The organism is Vagococcus intermedius (assembly GCF_029144185.1).
GTDB classification, from domain to species: Bacteria; Bacillota; Bacilli; order Lactobacillales; family Vagococcaceae; genus Vagococcus_D; species Vagococcus_D intermedius.
The window spans coordinates 28,262-45,833 of sequence record NZ_CP110232.1; the positions used below are offsets into that span (position 1 = coordinate 28,262).

Annotated in this window: 17 protein-coding genes; 14 read left to right on the forward strand and 3 right to left on the reverse strand. The window is 37.2% G+C overall.

Annotated elements, in window-relative coordinates:
* The first annotated feature begins 10 nt into the window (after window positions 1-10).
* The 9 genes from OL234_RS00130 (at window position 11) to OL234_RS00170 (ending at window position 9,309) form a co-directional block, all read left to right on the forward strand.
* Window positions 11-412, forward strand: a complete 402-nt coding sequence (locus tag OL234_RS00130) for a cytidine deaminase (RefSeq protein WP_275469161.1) — start codon at window positions 11-13, stop codon at window positions 410-412.
* A 54-nt stretch (window positions 413-466) separates the two neighbouring features.
* The gene (locus OL234_RS00135; RefSeq protein ID WP_275469162.1) at window positions 467-1,522 is read left to right on the forward strand and encodes a BMP family lipoprotein; all 1,056 of its coding nucleotides are present in this window, start codon (window positions 467-469) and stop codon (window positions 1,520-1,522) included.
* Window positions 1,523-1,610: 88 nt separating this feature from the next.
* Window positions 1,611-3,158 (forward strand): ABC transporter ATP-binding protein, encoded by a 1,548-nt coding sequence (locus OL234_RS00140; RefSeq protein WP_275470157.1) that lies wholly within the window; start codon window positions 1,611-1,613, stop codon window positions 3,156-3,158.
* The gene (locus tag OL234_RS00145) at window positions 3,151-4,212 is read left to right on the forward strand and encodes an ABC transporter permease (RefSeq protein WP_275469163.1); all 1,062 of its coding nucleotides are present in this window, start codon (window positions 3,151-3,153) and stop codon (window positions 4,210-4,212) included. The genes OL234_RS00140 and OL234_RS00145 overlap by 8 nt, the downstream gene beginning before the upstream one ends.
* Window positions 4,212-5,165 carry an ABC transporter permease gene (locus tag OL234_RS00150; protein ID WP_275469164.1) on the forward strand — a complete coding sequence of 318 codons (954 nt, stop codon included), beginning with the start codon at window positions 4,212-4,214 and terminating at the stop codon, window positions 5,163-5,165. The genes OL234_RS00145 and OL234_RS00150 overlap by 1 nt, the downstream gene beginning before the upstream one ends.
* Window positions 5,166-5,276: 111 nt before the next feature.
* Window positions 5,277-6,443, forward strand: coding sequence for a phosphopentomutase (deoB, locus tag OL234_RS00155; RefSeq protein WP_275469165.1), 1,167 nt, complete (start codon window positions 5,277-5,279; stop codon window positions 6,441-6,443).
* Window positions 6,444-6,461: 18 nt separating this feature from the next.
* A complete protein-coding gene (locus OL234_RS00160; protein ID WP_275469166.1) occupies window positions 6,462-7,283 on the forward strand; it encodes a purine-nucleoside phosphorylase in 822 nt (273 codons plus the stop codon).
* Window positions 7,284-7,316: 33 nt separating this feature from the next.
* Window positions 7,317-8,024, forward strand: a complete 708-nt coding sequence (gene deoD, locus OL234_RS00165; RefSeq protein ID WP_275469167.1) for a purine-nucleoside phosphorylase — start codon at window positions 7,317-7,319, stop codon at window positions 8,022-8,024.
* A 112-nt stretch (window positions 8,025-8,136) separates the two neighbouring features.
* On the forward strand, window positions 8,137-9,309 hold the full coding sequence (locus OL234_RS00170; RefSeq protein WP_275469168.1) for an iron-containing alcohol dehydrogenase: 1,173 nt from the start codon (window positions 8,137-8,139) through the stop codon (window positions 9,307-9,309).
* 32 nt (window positions 9,310-9,341) lie between these two features.
* On the opposite strand, the gene gpmA is transcribed toward OL234_RS00170, so the two are convergent.
* The 3 genes from gpmA to rpiA form a co-directional block, all read right to left on the reverse strand.
* Window positions 9,342-10,028 carry a 2,3-diphosphoglycerate-dependent phosphoglycerate mutase gene (gpmA, locus tag OL234_RS00175; RefSeq protein ID WP_275469169.1) on the reverse strand — a complete coding sequence of 229 codons (687 nt, stop codon included), beginning with the start codon at window positions 10,026-10,028 and terminating at the stop codon, window positions 9,342-9,344.
* A 101-nt stretch (window positions 10,029-10,129) separates the two neighbouring features.
* Window positions 10,130-10,894 carry a formate/nitrite transporter family protein gene (locus OL234_RS00180; RefSeq protein WP_275469170.1) on the reverse strand — a complete coding sequence of 255 codons (765 nt, stop codon included), beginning with the start codon at window positions 10,892-10,894 and terminating at the stop codon, window positions 10,130-10,132.
* Between the two features lie 128 nt (window positions 10,895-11,022).
* Window positions 11,023-11,706, reverse strand: a complete 684-nt coding sequence (gene rpiA / locus OL234_RS00185) for a ribose-5-phosphate isomerase RpiA (protein WP_275469171.1) — start codon at window positions 11,704-11,706, stop codon at window positions 11,023-11,025.
* A gap of 304 nt (window positions 11,707-12,010) precedes the next feature.
* Here rpiA and rpsL point away from each other — a divergent pair, with 304 nt between their 5' ends.
* The 5 genes from rpsL to OL234_RS00210 all read left to right on the forward strand — a co-directional run bounded on the left by rpsL (window position 12,011) and on the right by OL234_RS00210 (window position 17,460).
* Complete coding sequence (gene rpsL, locus OL234_RS00190; protein ID WP_275470158.1) at window positions 12,011-12,433, forward strand: 30S ribosomal protein S12; 423 nt, start codon at window positions 12,011-12,013, stop codon at window positions 12,431-12,433.
* Between the two features lie 51 nt (window positions 12,434-12,484).
* Window positions 12,485-12,955: a 30S ribosomal protein S7 gene (rpsG, locus tag OL234_RS00195; RefSeq protein ID WP_275469172.1), complete on the forward strand. Its 471-nt coding sequence runs from the start codon at window positions 12,485-12,487 to the stop codon at window positions 12,953-12,955.
* Between the two features lie 103 nt (window positions 12,956-13,058).
* Window positions 13,059-15,146 carry an elongation factor G gene (gene fusA, locus OL234_RS00200; protein ID WP_275469173.1) on the forward strand — a complete coding sequence of 696 codons (2,088 nt, stop codon included), beginning with the start codon at window positions 13,059-13,061 and terminating at the stop codon, window positions 15,144-15,146.
* 109 nt (window positions 15,147-15,255) lie between these two features.
* The gene (gene tuf, locus OL234_RS00205; RefSeq protein WP_275469174.1) at window positions 15,256-16,443 is read left to right on the forward strand and encodes an elongation factor Tu; all 1,188 of its coding nucleotides are present in this window, start codon (window positions 15,256-15,258) and stop codon (window positions 16,441-16,443) included.
* Between the two features lie 123 nt (window positions 16,444-16,566).
* On the forward strand, window positions 16,567-17,460 hold the full coding sequence (locus tag OL234_RS00210) for a cell division site-positioning protein MapZ family protein (protein ID WP_275469175.1): 894 nt from the start codon (window positions 16,567-16,569) through the stop codon (window positions 17,458-17,460).
* Window positions 17,461-17,572: the final 112 nt, after the last annotated feature.

Consider the following 17,572-nt stretch of genomic DNA (forward strand, 5'->3'; position numbering starts at 1 on the left):
TGAGAGTAAGATGTGTGAAAAAGATAAGTGGATAGAAATTGCCCGCGCACAAGCAACAAAAGAGAACGCTTACGTACCGTATTCAAAATTCCCAGTAGGAGCTTGCTTGATTACAGAAGATAATCAAGTCTTTACTGGTGTAAATATTGAGAACGCTTCATATGGCTTAACTAATTGTGCTGAGCGTACGGCTATTTTTAAAGCGGTATCAGAAGGGCACCGTAAATTTAAGCAGATTGTCATCGCAGGAAATACAGATACACCAATCTCACCATGTGGTGCTTGTCGTCAAGTAATGGCAGAATTCTGTGAACCATCGATGCCAGTAACACTAGTTGCTGGTGATGGAAGCACATTGGATATGACATTGGAACAATTATTACCATATTCATTTACTGAAAAACAACTTTAATTTTTCCAGCTAAAAAGGCTGTAAAATAAAATAAAAAAACAGGGGGCTTTAAAAATGAAATTATCTAAGAAATTAGGACTAGGTGTATTGGCTTTAGGAATGACAACAACGTTGGTAGCATGTGGTAGTAACGATGATAAAAAAGAAGGCAGCAAAAGTGATGAAGCAAACACATCAGTTGCTTTAGTTACTGACTTAGGTGGCGTAGACGATAAATCATTTAACCAATCAGCTTGGGAAGGATTACAAGCCTGGGGTAAAGCTAACAACTTAGAAAAAGGTAATGGTGGCTATAACTACTATCAATCTAACTCTGATTCAGAATTTGATACAAATATTAACACAGCCCTAAACGATGGCTTCCAAACAGTATTTGGAATTGGTTTTAAACTAAAACCAGCTATTGAAGCGGCGGCGGGTGCTAATGCTGATAAAAACTTTGTTTTAATTGATGATCAAATCGATGGTAAAGATAATGTAGCTTCTATTGTATTTAAAGATAACGAAGCAGCTTATTTAGCGGGAATTGCGGCAGCAATGACAACTAAATCAGATAAATTAGGTTTCATCGGTGGGCAAGAAGGCGATGTTATTGGACGTTTCGAGGCAGGCTTTGCAGCTGGTGCTAAATCAGTTAAAAAAGATATTGATGTAAGTGTTAACTACGTAGGATCATTTGGGGATGCACCAAAAGGGAAAGCAGCTGCAGAAGCGATGTACGGTAAAGGTATTGATGTTATTTATCACGCATCAGGTGATACAGGTAACGGCGTCTTTACAGCAGCCAAAGATATTGTAAAAGCTGATAAAGACAAAAAAGTATGGGTTGTTGGGGTTGACCGTGATCAAGAAGCCGAAGGTAAAGAAGGCGATCAAAATGTAACATTAACATCAACATTAAAAGGTGTATCTCAAGTTGTACAAGATTTAGCAGATCAAGCTAAAGATGGTAAATTCCCTGGTGGCGATCACTTAGTATATGGACTTAAAGAAGATGGTGTTGATTTGACTGATGGTCAATTAACAGATGAAATTAAAGAGGCTGTCAATAAAGCTAAAGAAGATATCAAATCAGGTAAAGTTGAAGTCCCAGAAAAACCAGCTAAATAATTAGCTCGCTTAAGTAGTAACTATTAAAACATTCATCCGAAATAGTTAGGAAGTGAATCAAGTGGAAAAATCACAATTTGTGATTGAAATGAAGAACATCACCAAAGCCTTCGGTTCATTTAAAGCAAATGATAATATTAACTTAAACGTTAAACGAGGCGAAATCCATGCACTTTTAGGTGAAAATGGAGCAGGTAAGTCAACTTTGATGAATATTTTATCAGGGTTGTTACAACCGACATCAGGTGAAATATTTATCAACGAAAAAAAAGAAGTAATTTCTGGTCCTACAGTAGCAAGTAATCTAGGTATCGGGATGGTGCATCAGCATTTTATGTTGATTGATAATTTTACCGTAGCTGAAAACATTATTTTAGGTAGTGAACCAGTTAAAGGTGTTACCATTGACAAGAAAAAGGCCTATGACGAAATCCAAGCTGTTTCGGATCGATATGGTTTTAACATTGACTTAGATGCTTTAGTTTCAGATATCTCAGTAGGGATGCAACAGCGTGTTGAGATTTTAAAAACCCTTTATCGTGGAGCAGACATTTTAATTTTTGATGAACCTACTGCGGTACTGACACCACAAGAAATTGATGAGTTAATTGGTATCATGCACGGGTTAGTAGCAGAAGGAAAATCATTGATTATTATTACTCATAAACTAGATGAAATCAAAGCCGTAGCAGATCGTTGTACGATTATTCGTCGTGGTAAGAGTATTGATACGGTAAATGTAGCAGACGTTTCATCACAAGATTTAGCAGATTTGATGGTTGGCCGTTCGGTGTCGTTTAAGACACCGAAGGTTGAGGCTAAGCCAACTACACCAGTTTTAGAAGTGAAAAATCTAGTGGTAAAAGAAAACCGCGGATTAGAAGCTGTTAAAAATATGAACCTTGAGGTTCGAGCAGGTGAAATAGTTGGGATTGCTGGAATTGATGGAAATGGGCAAAGTGAATTAATTCAAGCTATCACAGGAATGCGTAGAGTTGAAAGTGGTACGATTGAAATTAATGGTAAGGATATGACGAATTTTAAACCACGTCAGATTACTGAAAACAGTGTCGGACATGTCCCAGAAGACCGTCATAAGTATGGTTTAGTTTTACCGATGACCTTGTCAGAAAATATTGCCTTACAAACTTATTATAAAGAACCAAATAGTAAAAATGGTTTACTGAATTATAAATATATTAACAATCATGCCATTGAGTTAATTAACGAATTTGATGTTCGGACACCGAGTGAAGTTGTACCAGCTAGCGCTCTTTCCGGTGGTAACCAACAAAAAGCGATTATTGCACGTGAAATAGATCGTGATCCAGATTTATTGATTGTCTCACAACCTACTCGTGGTTTAGATGTTGGGGCTATTGAATACATTCATAAGCGTTTAATTGAACAACGTGATAATGGTAAAGGTGTTTTGTGTGTCAGCTTTGAATTAGATGAAATTCTAAACGTTTCAGACCGTATTGTCGTAATGTTTGAAGGAACTATCACGGGAATTGTTGATCCAAAAGAAACAACTGAGCAAGAGCTTGGTATGTTGATGGCTGGAATGACAATTGAACAAGCCCGAGAAACTTTAAAACAACAAGCAACGGAAGGAGCGAGCGGACATGAGTAAATCAAGATTAAATGGATTCGCTGTTCCTGTTATTTCAGTTATCTTTGGTTTAGTTTTAGGAGCCATTGTGATGTTAGTTTCAGGCTATAACCCTGTTGAGGGATACAGCGCGATGTTAAATGGAGCTTTAGGTCGTTCTTATAATGTGGGAGAAGTTTTTAGATTAGCCTCACCATTAATTTTAACTGCCTTAGGATTTTCAGTAGCATATACAGCTGGTTTCTTCAATATCGGGCTTGCTGGTCAAGCACTTTGTGGTTGGTTAGTATCAGTTTCATTAGCCCAATCATTTCCTGATATGCCACGTATCCTACTTGTAACATTATGTTTAGTAGGTGGTGCGGTAGCAGGAGGTTTATATGCCGGAATTGCTGGATTTTTAAGAGCGAAATTTGGAACAAGTGAAGTTATTGTAACGATTATGTTAAACTATACAATCTTATATATCAGTAACCACATGGTGCGTTATGTTTTAACTGATAATGCAGATGCGACGCCAATTATTAGTGAAAATGCTAGTTTACGTGTTCCATTTTTACAGCAGTTAACAGGTGGATCGCGTTTGAATGCTGGTATTTTTATCGCAATTGCAGCAATTATTGTTATTTGGATTTTAATGAAGAAAACAACAGCAGGATTTGAATTACGTTCAGTAGGGATTAACCCTTTCGCTTCACAATATGCGGGTATGAATGCTAATAAAAATATTGTACTAGCGATGGTTATAGCAGGAGCTTTAGCTGGGTTAGGTGGCGTGATTGAAGGTTTAGGTACTTTCCAAAATATTTATGTGATGGCAGCTGTTCCAGAAATTGGATTCGATGGTATGGCCGTATCATTATTAGGTAGTGGTCACCCTATCGGAATCTTTATCTCAGCTATTTTATTCGGTATTTTAAAAGTCGGTGGCTTAAGTATGCCAGGAGCTGGAATTCCAAAAGAAGTTGTTGAAATTGTTATTGCTTCCATTATCTTCTTTGTAGGTGCAAGCTATGTGATTAGCTACTTACTTGGAAGGTTTGGCAAAAATGCACAGAAGGGAGAGATTAAATAATGTTACAGTTTCTAGTGATTGTTGTCTCTTCAACACTTGTGTATTCAGCCCCATTAATCTTCACTGCTCTAGGTGGAACATTCTCAGAGCGTAGTGGTGTGGTCAATGTTGGTTTAGAAGGTATCATGGTGATGGGAGCCTTTAGTGCGTGTGTTTTCAATCTTTTTACAGCTGATTTATTTGGCTCAATGACACCATGGATTGCGTTATTAGTCGGTGGTGGAACAGGTATTGTTTTCTCACTATTACATGCGTTAGCGACAATTAATTGGCGCGCTGATCATATTGTCAGCGGAACTGTTATTAACTTAATGGCGCCTGGTTTAGCGGTATTCTTAACGCGTTTAATTTTTGATGATCGTGGTCAGACAGATATCATCCAAGAACGTTTTGGTAAATTTAGTTTCCCTGTTTTAAAAGACATTCCGTTTATTGGTGATATTTTATTTAAAGGAACATCAGCCCCAGCTTACTTGGCTATTTTAGTGGCAGTAATTTCTTACTTTGTTTTATTTAAAACAAAATTTGGTTTAAGATTACGTGCAGTTGGTGAAAATCCTCAAGCTGCGGATACATTAGGCATTAATGTTTATCGTATGAAATATGCTGGAGTTTTAATTTCTGGTTTCTTAGGAGGAATTGGTGGAGCTGTACTAGTTCAATCAGTGTCATCACAGTTTTCGCGTTCAACGATTACAGGTCAAGGTTTTATTGCCATGGCAGCGATGATTTTTGGTAAATGGAATCCACTAGGAGCACTAGGAGCAGCCTTATTCTTTGGATTAGCTCAAAGTTTAGGGGTAATTGGACCGCAAATTCCAGGTCTAGAAAACTTACCATCAGTCTACTGGCAAGTTGCTCCATATGTTTTAACTATTATCGTGTTAGTCTTGTTCATTGGAACATCACAAGCACCAAAAGCAATCGGTAAAACATATATTAAATCTAAATAGTTTAACGAAACGTGCCAAGGAAAGCCTAGCTTACCTTATGGCACGTTTGTGCTAGAATGAAGTATATTATCTAGCGGATTAGATAAAAAAAGTCAGAAAGAAGGATTTTTTATGTTTAAAAGAGTTCATTTAGTAGTATTAGATTCAGTTGGTATTGGTGAAGCCCCCGATGCTGAAAAATTTGGAGATGTTGGTAGTCATACTTTAGGTCATATTGCAGAACAAGCAGGTATAAAAATTCCAGAAATGGAACAATTAGGGTTAGGAACTATTGAACCTTTAAAAGGGGTAGAAGCAATTGCAGATCATAAAGGGTATGCAACTAAACTAGAAGAAATTTCTGTAGGTAAAGATACGATGACAGGTCACTGGGAAATCATGGGGTTGAATATTCAAACGCCTTTCCGCGTATTCCCTGAAGGTTTTCCTCAAGAGCTATTAGATAAAATTTCTGAATTTTCTGGGAGAGGTATCGTTTGTAATAAACCATACAGTGGTACGGCCGTGATTGATGATTATGGTGAGCATCAAATGAAAACAGGCGATTTAATTATTTATACTTCCGCTGATCCAGTTATGCAAATTGCTGCACATGAAGAAGTTATACCTTTAGATGAACTTTATCGTATTTGTGAATATGCACGAGAGATTACCAAGAATGATCCTTATATGATTGGAAGAATCATTGCACGTCCTTATTTAGGGGAGCCAGGTAACTTTACAAGAACAGCCAATCGTCATGATTATGCTCTAGATCCTTTTGGTAAAACAGTGTTAGATTCATTAAAAGAAGCTGGTAAAGATGTTATTGCAGTTGGTAAAATTAATGATATTTTTAATGGACAAGGTATCACAGATTCTGTTCGAACTAAATCAAATATGGACGGGGTTGACCAATTATTAAGTGTGATGGCAAAAGACTTTATGGGCTTAAGTTTCACAAACTTAGTCGATTTTGATGCGTTATTTGGTCATCGTCGTGATGTTGAAGGATATGGTAAGGCTCTAGAAGATTTTGATGAGCGGTTACCAGAGATTTATGAGGCTATGAGAGAAGATGATTTATTATTAATTACAGCCGACCATGGAAATGATCCGACATTCCCAGGGACAGATCATACAAGAGAATATGTCCCATTGTTAGCTTACAGTAAAAAAATGACAGGGCAAGGAAAATTACCTCAAGGTCACTATGCAGATATTTCAGCAACTATTGCTGAAAATTTTGGTGTCACAGCAACAGAGAATGGCGAAAGCTTCTTACAAGAGTTGAAATAGGAAAGGACGTTTACAATTATGACAAAAAAATTAAGTGAACAATTAAAAGAAACAGCCTCATATATTCAAAGTAAAGGGGTTAAAGAAGTTGATTTTGGTTTAATATTAGGATCAGGTTTAGGTGAGTTAGGAAATGAGATTGAAAATCCAATCGTCATTCCTTATGAAGAAATCCCTAATTTCCCAGTTTCCACAGTTGTAGGTCATGCAGGACAATTGGTTTATGGAGATATGTCAGGTAAAAAAGTATTAGCTATGCAAGGTCGTTTCCATTTTTATGAAGGAAATTCAATGCAAGTAGTGACTTTCCCAGTTCGTGTTATGAAAGCCTTGGGTGCTCACTCTATGGTTGTAACCAACGCAGCTGGTGGTGTTAATACCTCATTTACTCCAGGTAATTTGATGTTGATTACAGATCAGATTAACTTTACTGGAACTAACCCACTGATTGGGGAAAATGATGAAGATTTAGGACCACGCTTCCCTGATATGTCTGAACCATACGATAAAGAATATGGTAAAGTGGCACACAAAGTGGCAAGTGATTTAAAAATCACTTTACAACAAGGTGTTTATATGGGATACACGGGACCTACTTATGAAACACCAGCAGAGATTCGTATGTCACGTATGATGGGTGCCGATGCTGTTGGGATGTCGACTGTCCCTGAAGTAATTGTTGCACGTCACATGGGAATGCGTGTTTTAGGTATCACATGTGTAACTAACTTAGCAGCTGGTATGCAAGCTAACTTGAATCATGAAGAAGTTGTTGAAACAACAGAACGAGTTAAGGCAGATTTCAAAACATTAATCAAAGAAACGTTAAAAAATATCTAAGCATTTTTCAAACTAAAGGAAAGAGGTATTGTGATGAGTGTTCATATTGAAGCAAGACAAGGTGATGTGGCAGACAAAATACTTTTACCAGGGGATCCCTTACGCGCAAGATACATTGCTGAAAATTTTTTAGAAGATGCCCAGTTATACAATGAGGTTCGCGGGATGCTAGGTTATACAGGTTACTATAAAGGACAGCGTATTTCTGTACAAGGAACTGGTATGGGGATGCCCTCAGCAGCTATCTATGCAACAGAGTTGGTGAAAGAATACGGCGTGAAAAAAATGATTCGTGTGGGAACCTGTGGTTCAATCCAAAAAGATGTTCATGTCCGTGACTTGGTATTGGCTCAAGCTGCTGCCACTTCATCAGCAATTATCCGAAATGACTTTCCAAAACATGATTTTCCTCAAATTGCTGATTTTGACTTATTAATGAAGGCATATGAAGTAGGAAAAGAACAAGGATTTACAACCCATGTGGGTAATGTTTTATCAGATGATGTTTTTTATAAAGATTCAATGGATGATATTTTTCGCTTAGGAGAACATGGTGTTCTTGGTATTGAGATGGAAGCAGCGGTATTGTATTATGTTGCCGCCAAATATCAGGTTAAAGCTTTAAGTTTGATGACAGTAAGTGATCATATGTTAACAGGTGAAGAAACAAGTGCTGAAGAACGTCAAAAAACGTTCGATGATATGATGATTGTTGCTCTAGAAACATTAATTCAAGAATAACTAAAAAAGTACACAGACTTCTGTGTACTTTTTTGTTAAATGAAGTAATTATCCTGTTCAAATTTTTAAAATTAGGCTATGCTAAATAGGAATAATGAAAGGAATGACGAGAATGGAGAATTTTAATTTTTATGCACCAACTCAAGTTTTATTTGGAGAAGGTCAGTTAAAAAATTTACCAAATGTCTTAGAAATTTACGGTAAAAAAGTACTGTTAGTTTATGGTGGAGGTAGTATCAAACGTAATGGTATTTATGATGCTATCTATAGATTGCTACCAGATGCAGATTTTACAATTGTTGAATTAGGTGGGGTAGAACCAAATCCACGCATTGATACTGTTAGAAAAGGTGCAGCACTTTGTCATGCAGAAAAGATCGATGTTATTTTAGCAGTTGGTGGTGGTTCAACTATTGATTGTTCTAAAGCTATTGCAGCAGCTTATTATTATGAGGGAGACCCATGGGATTTCACTCAAAACAGAGGGTTAGTGAAAGAGGCTTTGCCGTTAGTCACAGTATTAACAATGGCAGCAACAGGTTCAGAAATGAATGGTGGATCAGTCCTAACCAACCCTGAAACTAATGAAAAGTTAAGTACAGGTGGTATTTCAATGATTCCAAAAGCATCGATCTTAGATCCAACGTATACGTATACTGTTTCTAAATGGCAAACAGCGGCAGGTTCAGCTGATATTACAAGTCATTTGATTGAAAGCTACTTTAGTCAAAATGCCGGTGCTAGTGTTCAAGACCGTTTAGCAGAAGGGTTGATGAAAACCGTAGTTCAATACGCACCAGTTGCCTTAGAGGATCCAACTAATTATGAAGCAAGAGCCAATTTGATGTGGTCAAGTTCTTTAGCTTTAAATGGTTTAACAGGTCGCGGAAAATTAGGATCGTGGTCATGTCATGCGATTGAACACGAACTAAGTGCTTTTTATGATATTACCCATGGTATTGGTTTAGCTATTATCACGCCTCGTTGGATGGAGCACGTATTAAATGACGACACGGTAGCTAAATTTGTAGAGTATGCAGTCAATGTATGGGGAATTTCTACTGAAGGTAAAGATAAATTTTCAATAGCTAAAGAGGGAATACAAGCCCTAAAAGATTGCTTTGTGTCATGGGATATTCCAATGACGTTACCAGAAGTTGGAATTGATAAAGAAAAAATCCGTTTAATGGCAGAAAAAGCTGTGGAACATAGTACAATAGATCAAACAGCGTATGTGCCATTAACAGCAGATGATGTTGAAGCAATCTTATTAAATTGTTTCTAAAGAAAAAAGTTCCCAATTATGGGAACTTTTTTTTATAAGTAATATTTTTTTTCGACACTTAAATTGTCATTTAATTCATAGATAAGGGGTTGACCAGTTGGAATTTCCAAATTCATGATCTCGTCATCAGATATATTTTCGATATATTTTGCTAATGCGCGTAAAGAATTACCATGGGCAGCGACTAAAACGGTTTCCCCAGCTAGTAAACTAGGTGCTATATTATCTTGCCAATAAGGCATAACTCGTTCTAAAGTTACTTTCAAATTTTCACCTCCGGGGATACTACGCTTTTCCAAATTATGATAACGGCGATCATGGGTTGCTGAACTCGGATCATCACTTGCTAATAGTGGAGGGAGCGTATCATATGAACGACGCCATTGTTGCACCTGATCAACCCCGTATTTATCAGCAGTTTCTTGTTTATTTAGACCTTGTAAAGCACCATAGTGACGTTCGTTTAAACGCCATGATTTATATTCAGGTACCCATAATTGGTCAGACTCATCCAAGACATAGTGGCATGTTTTAATGGCACGTTTCAGAACTGAGGTATAGGCGACATCAAAGGTAATATTGGCTTGTTTGATTTTTTGACCAGCTAATTTAGCTTCAGCGATTCCTTTTTCACTTAAATCCACATCAACCCAACCTGTAAATTGGTTGAGAGCATTCCATTCACTTAAACCATGACGAACGAATATTAATTTTGGCATAGAAATCAACTTCTTTCTTTTTTGTAATTTAGTGATAACACGTTTTATTGTATCTTTATTTTTAGAATTAGGCTAATAATAACCATAAAAAAACACCATGATTAATCATGGTGTTTAAATGCTAAATAATATAAACCACTAACCATTACCGCACCACCAACAATATTGCCGATGTAAACAGGAATAACATTAGTGATAAACTCTCCCCAAGTCGCCTGTCCTTCAAAGATTGCTGCTGGAATGACGAACATATTAGCGACACTATGCTGGAAACCAATTGCGACAAAGACCATGACAGGGAACCAAATACCTAAAATTTTACCTGCAGCATCTTTTGCACCATAACATAACCATAATGATAAACCAACAAACCAATTACAACCAATCCCTGATATAAAAGCTTGGAGTGGGGTAGCTGCTATTTTTGACTGAGCAACTGTGACCGTTTCTGTTAAAAAATGTCCAGAATTTGTTAATCCTGTCACATGACCGAAGAAATAGGCTACGAAAATTGCACCAACAAAGTTAGCTAAAGTAATCGTTCCCCAATTGATGATTAGTTCTTTCCCACTGACTTTTTTATCAAACCAGGCGATAGCTACTGCCATCATATTTCCGGTAATTAGTTCTCCCCCGCCTAATAAAATAACAATTAGACCAATTGGGAAAACTGTTGCGCCAACAAAACTGGCAAAGCTTCCCCATTCTTCAGCTACAGAGGCAATTACACGAATGTAGGCAAGATAGCCAAGTGAAATCATTGCGCCTCCGATAAAACCTAAAATTAATTTGGCTAGGAGGGGTTTGGCGATTTTTTTAGTGCCCATTTGAATGCTTATTTCCATAATTTCATCTGGTGAATACATAGTAAGACTCCTTTACTTATCACACTTTGTGAATAAATTATCTTTTCTGGTTCATTATAATACAGTCAAGTGGATAATAAAAGAGGGTTGTGAAAAACTTATCTAAATTGGGAACTTATTTTATAAATTTAGCGTGAAACTTCTAATGTTTCGGGTTCCGTACCTTTTCCAACAATGACAAGATTAACAATATTTAAAAATAGACCGTGCTCAACAACACCAGCCAAGCTATTTAACCAAGTAGCTAAATCATGTGTTTGTTCTTTGTCGATTTTTTTTAAATGTAGATCAATGATGTAGTTACCACTATCAGTTTTTAAAATCTCATTTTCTTTATTTAAGCGAAGGATGGGGCTAAGGTTTTTTTCTTTGAATAATTTCAATAGTTGTTGAGAACCATAAGGGATAACTTCAACTGGCAAAGGAAATTTCCCTAAGTCATCTACCATTTTTGATTCATCAACAATCCAAATGTTCTTATCTGAGTAACTTGCGACAATTTTCTCAAACAGTAGGGCAGCACCGCCACCTTTAATTCCTTGAAAATCTGAACTGATTTCATCAGCACCATCAATTGTAAGGTCAACGTGTGAAACTTCATCAATACTTTTTAAGGGAATACCTAAATTTAATGCTTGTTGTTCCGTAGCTTTAGATGTTGTGACACCAGTGATATTTAAGCCTTCTTCTTTAATACGACGTCCAATCTCTTCTACTAAATAGTAAGCGGTAGACCCCGTACCTAAACCGACAATCATTCCATCTTTTACGTATTTTGCTGCTTCAATTCCAACCATTTGTTTTAAATTCATTGTGATCCTCCTAGATTAATAGTATCAAGATATACAGTGACTGTATCCCCTTTCTATTTTATAGATTGTCCTTGCAAAAAGAAAGGCATATGGGAGTTTTTACAAAATAATAAAAAAAAACACCAGGATATGTTGACAATAAAGTGAAAATCATGTTATTATCTGTAAGGTGCTTAAAGTACAGTGTAACTGTCCAGTTAGCATTTCGACGATAACGCAAGTTGACTTGCTTATTTTTATCGAAAAAAATGAACCACCTGGATGTGTGGTACTAGAAAACCCTTTAGGGAAGGAGGAAATTGAAATGCCAACGATTAATCAATTGATTCGTAAATCTCGTAAATCAAAAGTTACTAAATCAGGTTCACCTGCATTAGGTAAAGGATACAACAGTTTAAAAAAATCTCTTACTGATACTAATGCTCCTCAAAAACGTGGAGTATGTACTCGTGTAGGAACTATGACACCTCGTAAACCTAACTCAGCGTTACGTAAGTACGCTCGTGTACGTTTATCAAACAACCTTGAGGTTACTGCTTATATCCCAGGGATTGGACACAACTTACAAGAACATAGTGTGGTCTTAATTCGTGGTGGACGCGTAAAAGATTTAGCCGGAGTACGTTACCATATCGTTCGTGGTGCGCTTGATACAGCAGGTGTTGCTGATCGTAAACAAAGCCGCTCTAAATATGGTGCTAAACGCCCTAAACCAGCGAAAGCATAATTTCAAAACTAAAACTATTATAAAATTTATTATCGGAAGGAGGAATTTGGAATGTCAAGAAAAGGTCCAGCTCAGAAACGTGAAGTTTTACCTGATCCAATTTTCCAATCAAAAGATGTTACTCGTTTAATCAACCGTATCATGATCGACGGTAAACGTGGAACTGCGGCGAACATTATTTATAACGCCTTTGATATCATTAAAGAATCTACAGGAAATGAGCCATTAGATGTATTTATGCAAGCTATGGATAACATTAAACCTGTCTTAGAAGTTAAAGCTCGTCGTGTGGGTGGTTCTAACTACCAAGTGCCAGTTGAAGTTCGTCCAGAACGTCAAATGACATTAGCATTACGTTGGTTAGCTAACTATGCTCGCTTACGTGGTGAACATACAATGGAACAACGTTTAGCTAAAGAAATCATGGATGCTGCTAACAATACAGGTGCTTCAGTTAAAAAACGTGAAGACACTCATAAAATGGCAGATGCCAACAGAGCATTCGCTCATTACCGTTGGTAAGATAATCCTCTCTGTTATCCGACGTGATTTGCGAATTGCTGTCGGATAATAGATGGTTAACTTGATTTTAAGAAACACTGATCACAAGAGAGGAGAAATTAGAATGCCTAGAGAATTTACCCTAGATAAAACTCGTAATATTGGTATCATGGCCCATATTGATGCTGGTAAAACAACGACAACTGAACGTATTTTATACTACACTGGTAAAATTCATAAAATTGGAGAAACTCATGATGGAGCTTCTCAAATGGACTGGATGGAACAAGAACAAGAACGTGGTATTACAATTACTTCAGCAGCAACAACAGCAGCATGGAAAGGTCATCGCGTAAACATCATCGATACACCAGGACACGTAGACTTCACAGTAGAAGTTGAACGTTCATTACGTGTACTTGATGGTGCTGTTACTGTATTAGATGCTCAATCAGGTGTTGAACCTCAAACAGAAACAGTATGGCGTCAAGCAACTACTTACGGTGTTCCCCGTATTGTATTCATTAACAAAATGGATAAAATCGGTGCAGACTTCTTATACTCAGTAAGTACGTTACATGATCGTTTACAAGCTAACGCAGTGCCAGTTCAATTACCAATCGGTGCAGAAGATGAATTCACTGGGATTATCGATTTAATCACAATGAAGGCTGAAATGTATACTAACGATTTAGGTACAGATATTCGCGAAGAAGAAATTCCAGCGGATTATTTAGAACTAGCTACTGAGTGGCGTGAAAAATTAGTTGAAGCAGTTGCTGAAACTAATGAAGATTTAACAATGAAATATTTAGAAGGTGAAGAAATTTCTGAAGCGGAATTACGTGAGGCTATTCGTCTTGCTACAATCGCTGTAGAATTCTACCCAGTTTACTGTGGTTCAGCCTTCAAAAATAAAGGTGTTCAATTAATGCTTGACGGCGTTATTGATTACTTGCCAGCACCAACTGATGTTGCTGCTATCACTGGTACTGATCCAGATACTGACGAACAAATTGAAGTGCCATCATCAGATGATGCTCCATTTGCTGCGTTAGCATTTAAAGTTATGACTGACCCATTTGTAGGTCGTTTAACATTCTTCCGTGTTTACTCAGGTGTCTTACAATCTGGTTCATACGTGAAAAATGCTTCTAAAGGGAAACGTGAACGTGTAGGACGTATCTTACAAATGCACGCTAACTCTCGTAACGAAATTTCTGAAGTATATGCAGGGGATATTGCTGCTGCTGTTGGTCTTAAAGATACAACAACAGGAGATACTCTATGTGACGAGAAAAACTTAGTTATTCTTGAATCAATGGAATTCCCAGAGCCAGTTATCGAAGTTGCTATTGAGCCTAAATCAAAAGCTGACCAAGATAAAATGGGTACTGCGTTACAAAAATTATCAGAAGAAGATCCAACATTCCGTGCGTCAACAAACACTGAAACTGGTGAAACAATTATCGCTGGTATGGGTGAGCTTCACTTAGACGTCCTTGTAGACCGTATGCGTCGCGAGTTCAAAGTAGAAGCGAACGTAGGAGCTCCTCAAGTTTCATACCGTGAAACTTTCCGTGCCCCTGTTACTCAAGCCGAAGGTAAATTTGTTCGTCAGTCTGGTGGTAAAGGACAATTTGGACATGTTTGGGTTGAATTCACTCCAAACGAAGAAGGAGCAGGATTCGAATTTGAAAATGCTATCGTTGGTGGGGTTGTTCCTCGTGAATACATTCCAGCAGTTGAAGCTGGCTTGAAAGCTTCTATGGATAACGGTGTATTAGCTGGATATCCATTAGTAGATATCAAGTGTAAGCTTTATGATGGTTCATATCATGATGTCGATTCTAATGAAACAGCCTTCCGTGTTGCCGCTTCAATGGCGCTTAAAGCAGCCGCTAAGAAAGCACAACCTGCTATCTTAGAGCCAATCATGGCAATTGAAGTTGTTATCCCTGAAGAATATTTAGGTGATATCATGGGTCACGTTACTGCTCGTCGTGGACGTGTTGAAGGTATGGAAGCTCGCGGAAACTCTCAAGTTGTTCGTGCTATGATTCCATTAGCTGAAATGTTTGGTTACGCTACTACATTACGTTCTGCTACTCAAGGTCGTGGTGTGTTCACAATGACATTTGATCATTATGAAGATGTACCAAAATCAGTACAAGAAGAAATCATCAAGAAAAATGGTGGTTCTGGAGAATAAGATTTAACACTGTCTTTTCTTTCAAGAATCAGGTAAAATTAGTATCGCGAAGATGATCCAATCGGGTCGTTTCGAAAATAAAAAACATATATTAGGAGGAACATTTAAAATGGCTAAAGAAAAATTTGACCGTTCTAAACCACACGTTAACGTTGGTACAATCGGACACGTCGATCATGGTAAAACTACTTTATCAGCTGCGATCGCTACAGTATTATCTAAAAAAGGATTCGGTGAAGCTCAAAACTACGCTGATATCGATAACGCTCCAGAAGAAAAAGAACGTGGTATCACAATCTCAACTTCACATATCGAATATGAAACAGAAAACCGTCACTACGCTCACGTAGATTGCCCAGGTCACGCGGATTACGTTAAAAACATGATCACTGGTGCTGCACAAATGGACGGAGCTATCTTAGTAGTTTCTGCTGCTGATGGTCCAATGCCACAAACACGTGAACATATCTTATTATCACGTAACGTTGGTGTTCCATACATCGTTGTATTCTTAAACAAAATGGATATGGTTGATGATGAAGAGTTATTAGAATTAGTAGAAATGGAAGTTCGTGACTTATTAAGCGAATACGATTTCCCAGGCGATGATACTCCAATCGTTGCTGGTTCAGCTCTTAAAGCTTTAGAAGGCGAAGAAATGTATGAAGATAAAATTATGGAATTAATGGCTGAAGTTGATGCTTACATCCCAACTCCAGAACGTGACCATGACAAACCATTCATGATGCCAGTTGAGGATGTATTCTCAATTACTGGTCGTGGTACTGTTGCAACTGGTCGTGTTGAACGTGGTACTATCAAAGTCGGAGACGAAGTTGAATTAGTAGGTATCGCTGAAGAAACTGCTAAAATCACTGTAACAGGTGTTGAAATGTTCCGTAAATTATTAGATTACGCTGAAGCTGGCGATAACATTGGTGCGTTATTACGTGGTGTTGCACGTGAAGACATCCAACGTGGTCAAGTATTAGCTGCTCCAGGAACAATCACTCCACATACAAAATTTAGCGCTGAAGTATACGTGTTATCAAAAGAAGAGGGTGGACGTCATACTCCTTTCTTCGGTAACTACCGTCCGCAATTCTATTTCCGTACTACTGACGTAACTGGTGTTATCGAGTTACCAGAAGGTACTGAAATGGTTATGCCTGGTGATAACGTTGCTATCAACGTTGACTTAATTCACCCAATCGCGATTGAAGAAGGAACTCGTTTCTCAATCCGTGAAGGTGGACGTACAGTTGGTTCAGGTGTTGTATCTGAAATCATCAAATAATTAGACTTAAAAAAGCTAAGAGGAAACTCTTAGCTTTTTTTTTTTTTTTCTTAAATTGAGTTAAAGTATGGGATAGGGTAAAATAAATAAAGGGAAAGTAGAAGTTATATAGGAGGAAAATTAATGAGAAACTTAAATAAGTACTTAATTGTAGGGGTATCATTTTTATTTGCAGTAGGAGCTATCAGTATAGGAATGTGGTATTCTCAAGCTCAAACAAGTAAAATTGTTACTAAAAAACCTGTTGAGGTTATTGATAAGAAGAAAAAAACAGTTAAAGAAGAAATAGAAAAAGACAATTCTGAGCCGAAAGCTAATTTAGACTTAGAGGAATATTATGCAGAACCCGAACATGTCTTTTTAGCGGAAAGTTTAACAGATGATAAAATAAATGAAATTAAAGAAAAGTTAAAAGATTATTCAAAAGAAGATCAGCAAGCATTTGAGCGTATCGGTGATAAATGGGAGATTCAAAAAGAGTTAAATGATATGTTTGATTCTCCTATTCTATTAGGAGGTAATTTTTTAGAAGCTAATGTTAAGAGCGATATTGATAAAAAATCAGTAGAAAAATTAGAAAAAAAACTAAAGGATAAAGATTTTCAAGATTATTTTGCTATTACTGTTCAAGATATTCTAGACAATAGAGTAAAAAGTGAATTAGTAGATGATTCAGATAATGATGGACAAAAAGAACAAGAAGAGCGAGAAGCAGAAGAAATCGCGAGAAAAGAACAAGAAGAGCGAGAAGCAGAAGAAAGCTTGAGAAAAGAACAACAAGAAGAGCAAGAAGCAAAGGAAGCTGAAGACGTAGCGAAGAAAGAACAAGAAGCAGAAGAAACAGCAAAAAAAGAACAAGAAGACTTAACTAATAACGACTCTTCGGTTGAGATGCCAACTGAACAAGTTGAGCCTAACGGGTCGCCAACTGGTGATAACTTAGACACGACAGCTGAAAGTAACAATATCCAAGAGACTGATAATGAGACAACGGGAATGCTAGATAACCCGATGTAGGTTATTATGTTTGAAATGAATAAAAAAGGCCGTAGGTCTTTTTTTATTTTTATTTAGCGCACTTCAAAGTTGCTTTCTTATAGTGTTTCGTTATATAATCAGAACACTGAGT

Excerpts from the sequence above, each read along its gene's own strand:
- OL234_RS00130 (WP_275469161.1), top strand. The coding sequence starts at position 11 with ATGTGTGAAAAAGATAAGTGGATAGAAATTGCCCGCGCACAAGCAACA.
- OL234_RS00135 (WP_275469162.1), top strand. The coding sequence starts at position 467 with ATGAAATTATCTAAGAAATTAGGACTAGGTGTATTGGCTTTAGGAATG.
- OL234_RS00140 (WP_275470157.1), top strand. The coding sequence starts at position 1,611 with ATGAAGAACATCACCAAAGCCTTCGGTTCATTTAAAGCAAATGATAAT.
- OL234_RS00145 (WP_275469163.1), top strand. The coding sequence starts at position 3,151 with ATGAGTAAATCAAGATTAAATGGATTCGCTGTTCCTGTTATTTCAGTT.
- OL234_RS00150 (WP_275469164.1), top strand. The coding sequence starts at position 4,212 with ATGTTACAGTTTCTAGTGATTGTTGTCTCTTCAACACTTGTGTATTCA.
- deoB (WP_275469165.1), top strand. The coding sequence starts at position 5,277 with ATGTTTAAAAGAGTTCATTTAGTAGTATTAGATTCAGTTGGTATTGGT.
- OL234_RS00160 (WP_275469166.1), top strand. The coding sequence starts at position 6,462 with ATGACAAAAAAATTAAGTGAACAATTAAAAGAAACAGCCTCATATATT.
- deoD (WP_275469167.1), top strand. The coding sequence starts at position 7,317 with ATGAGTGTTCATATTGAAGCAAGACAAGGTGATGTGGCAGACAAAATA.
- OL234_RS00170 (WP_275469168.1), top strand. The coding sequence starts at position 8,137 with ATGGAGAATTTTAATTTTTATGCACCAACTCAAGTTTTATTTGGAGAA.
- gpmA (WP_275469169.1), bottom strand. The coding sequence starts at position 10,028 with ATGCCAAAATTAATATTCGTTCGTCATGGTTTAAGTGAATGGAATGCT.
- OL234_RS00180 (WP_275469170.1), bottom strand. The coding sequence starts at position 10,894 with ATGTATTCACCAGATGAAATTATGGAAATAAGCATTCAAATGGGCACT.
- rpiA (WP_275469171.1), bottom strand. The coding sequence starts at position 11,706 with ATGAATTTAAAACAAATGGTTGGAATTGAAGCAGCAAAATACGTAAAA.
- rpsL (WP_275470158.1), top strand. The coding sequence starts at position 12,011 with ATGCCAACGATTAATCAATTGATTCGTAAATCTCGTAAATCAAAAGTT.
- rpsG (WP_275469172.1), top strand. The coding sequence starts at position 12,485 with ATGTCAAGAAAAGGTCCAGCTCAGAAACGTGAAGTTTTACCTGATCCA.
- fusA (WP_275469173.1), top strand. The coding sequence starts at position 13,059 with ATGCCTAGAGAATTTACCCTAGATAAAACTCGTAATATTGGTATCATG.
- tuf (WP_275469174.1), top strand. The coding sequence starts at position 15,256 with ATGGCTAAAGAAAAATTTGACCGTTCTAAACCACACGTTAACGTTGGT.
- OL234_RS00210 (WP_275469175.1), top strand. The coding sequence starts at position 16,567 with ATGAGAAACTTAAATAAGTACTTAATTGTAGGGGTATCATTTTTATTT.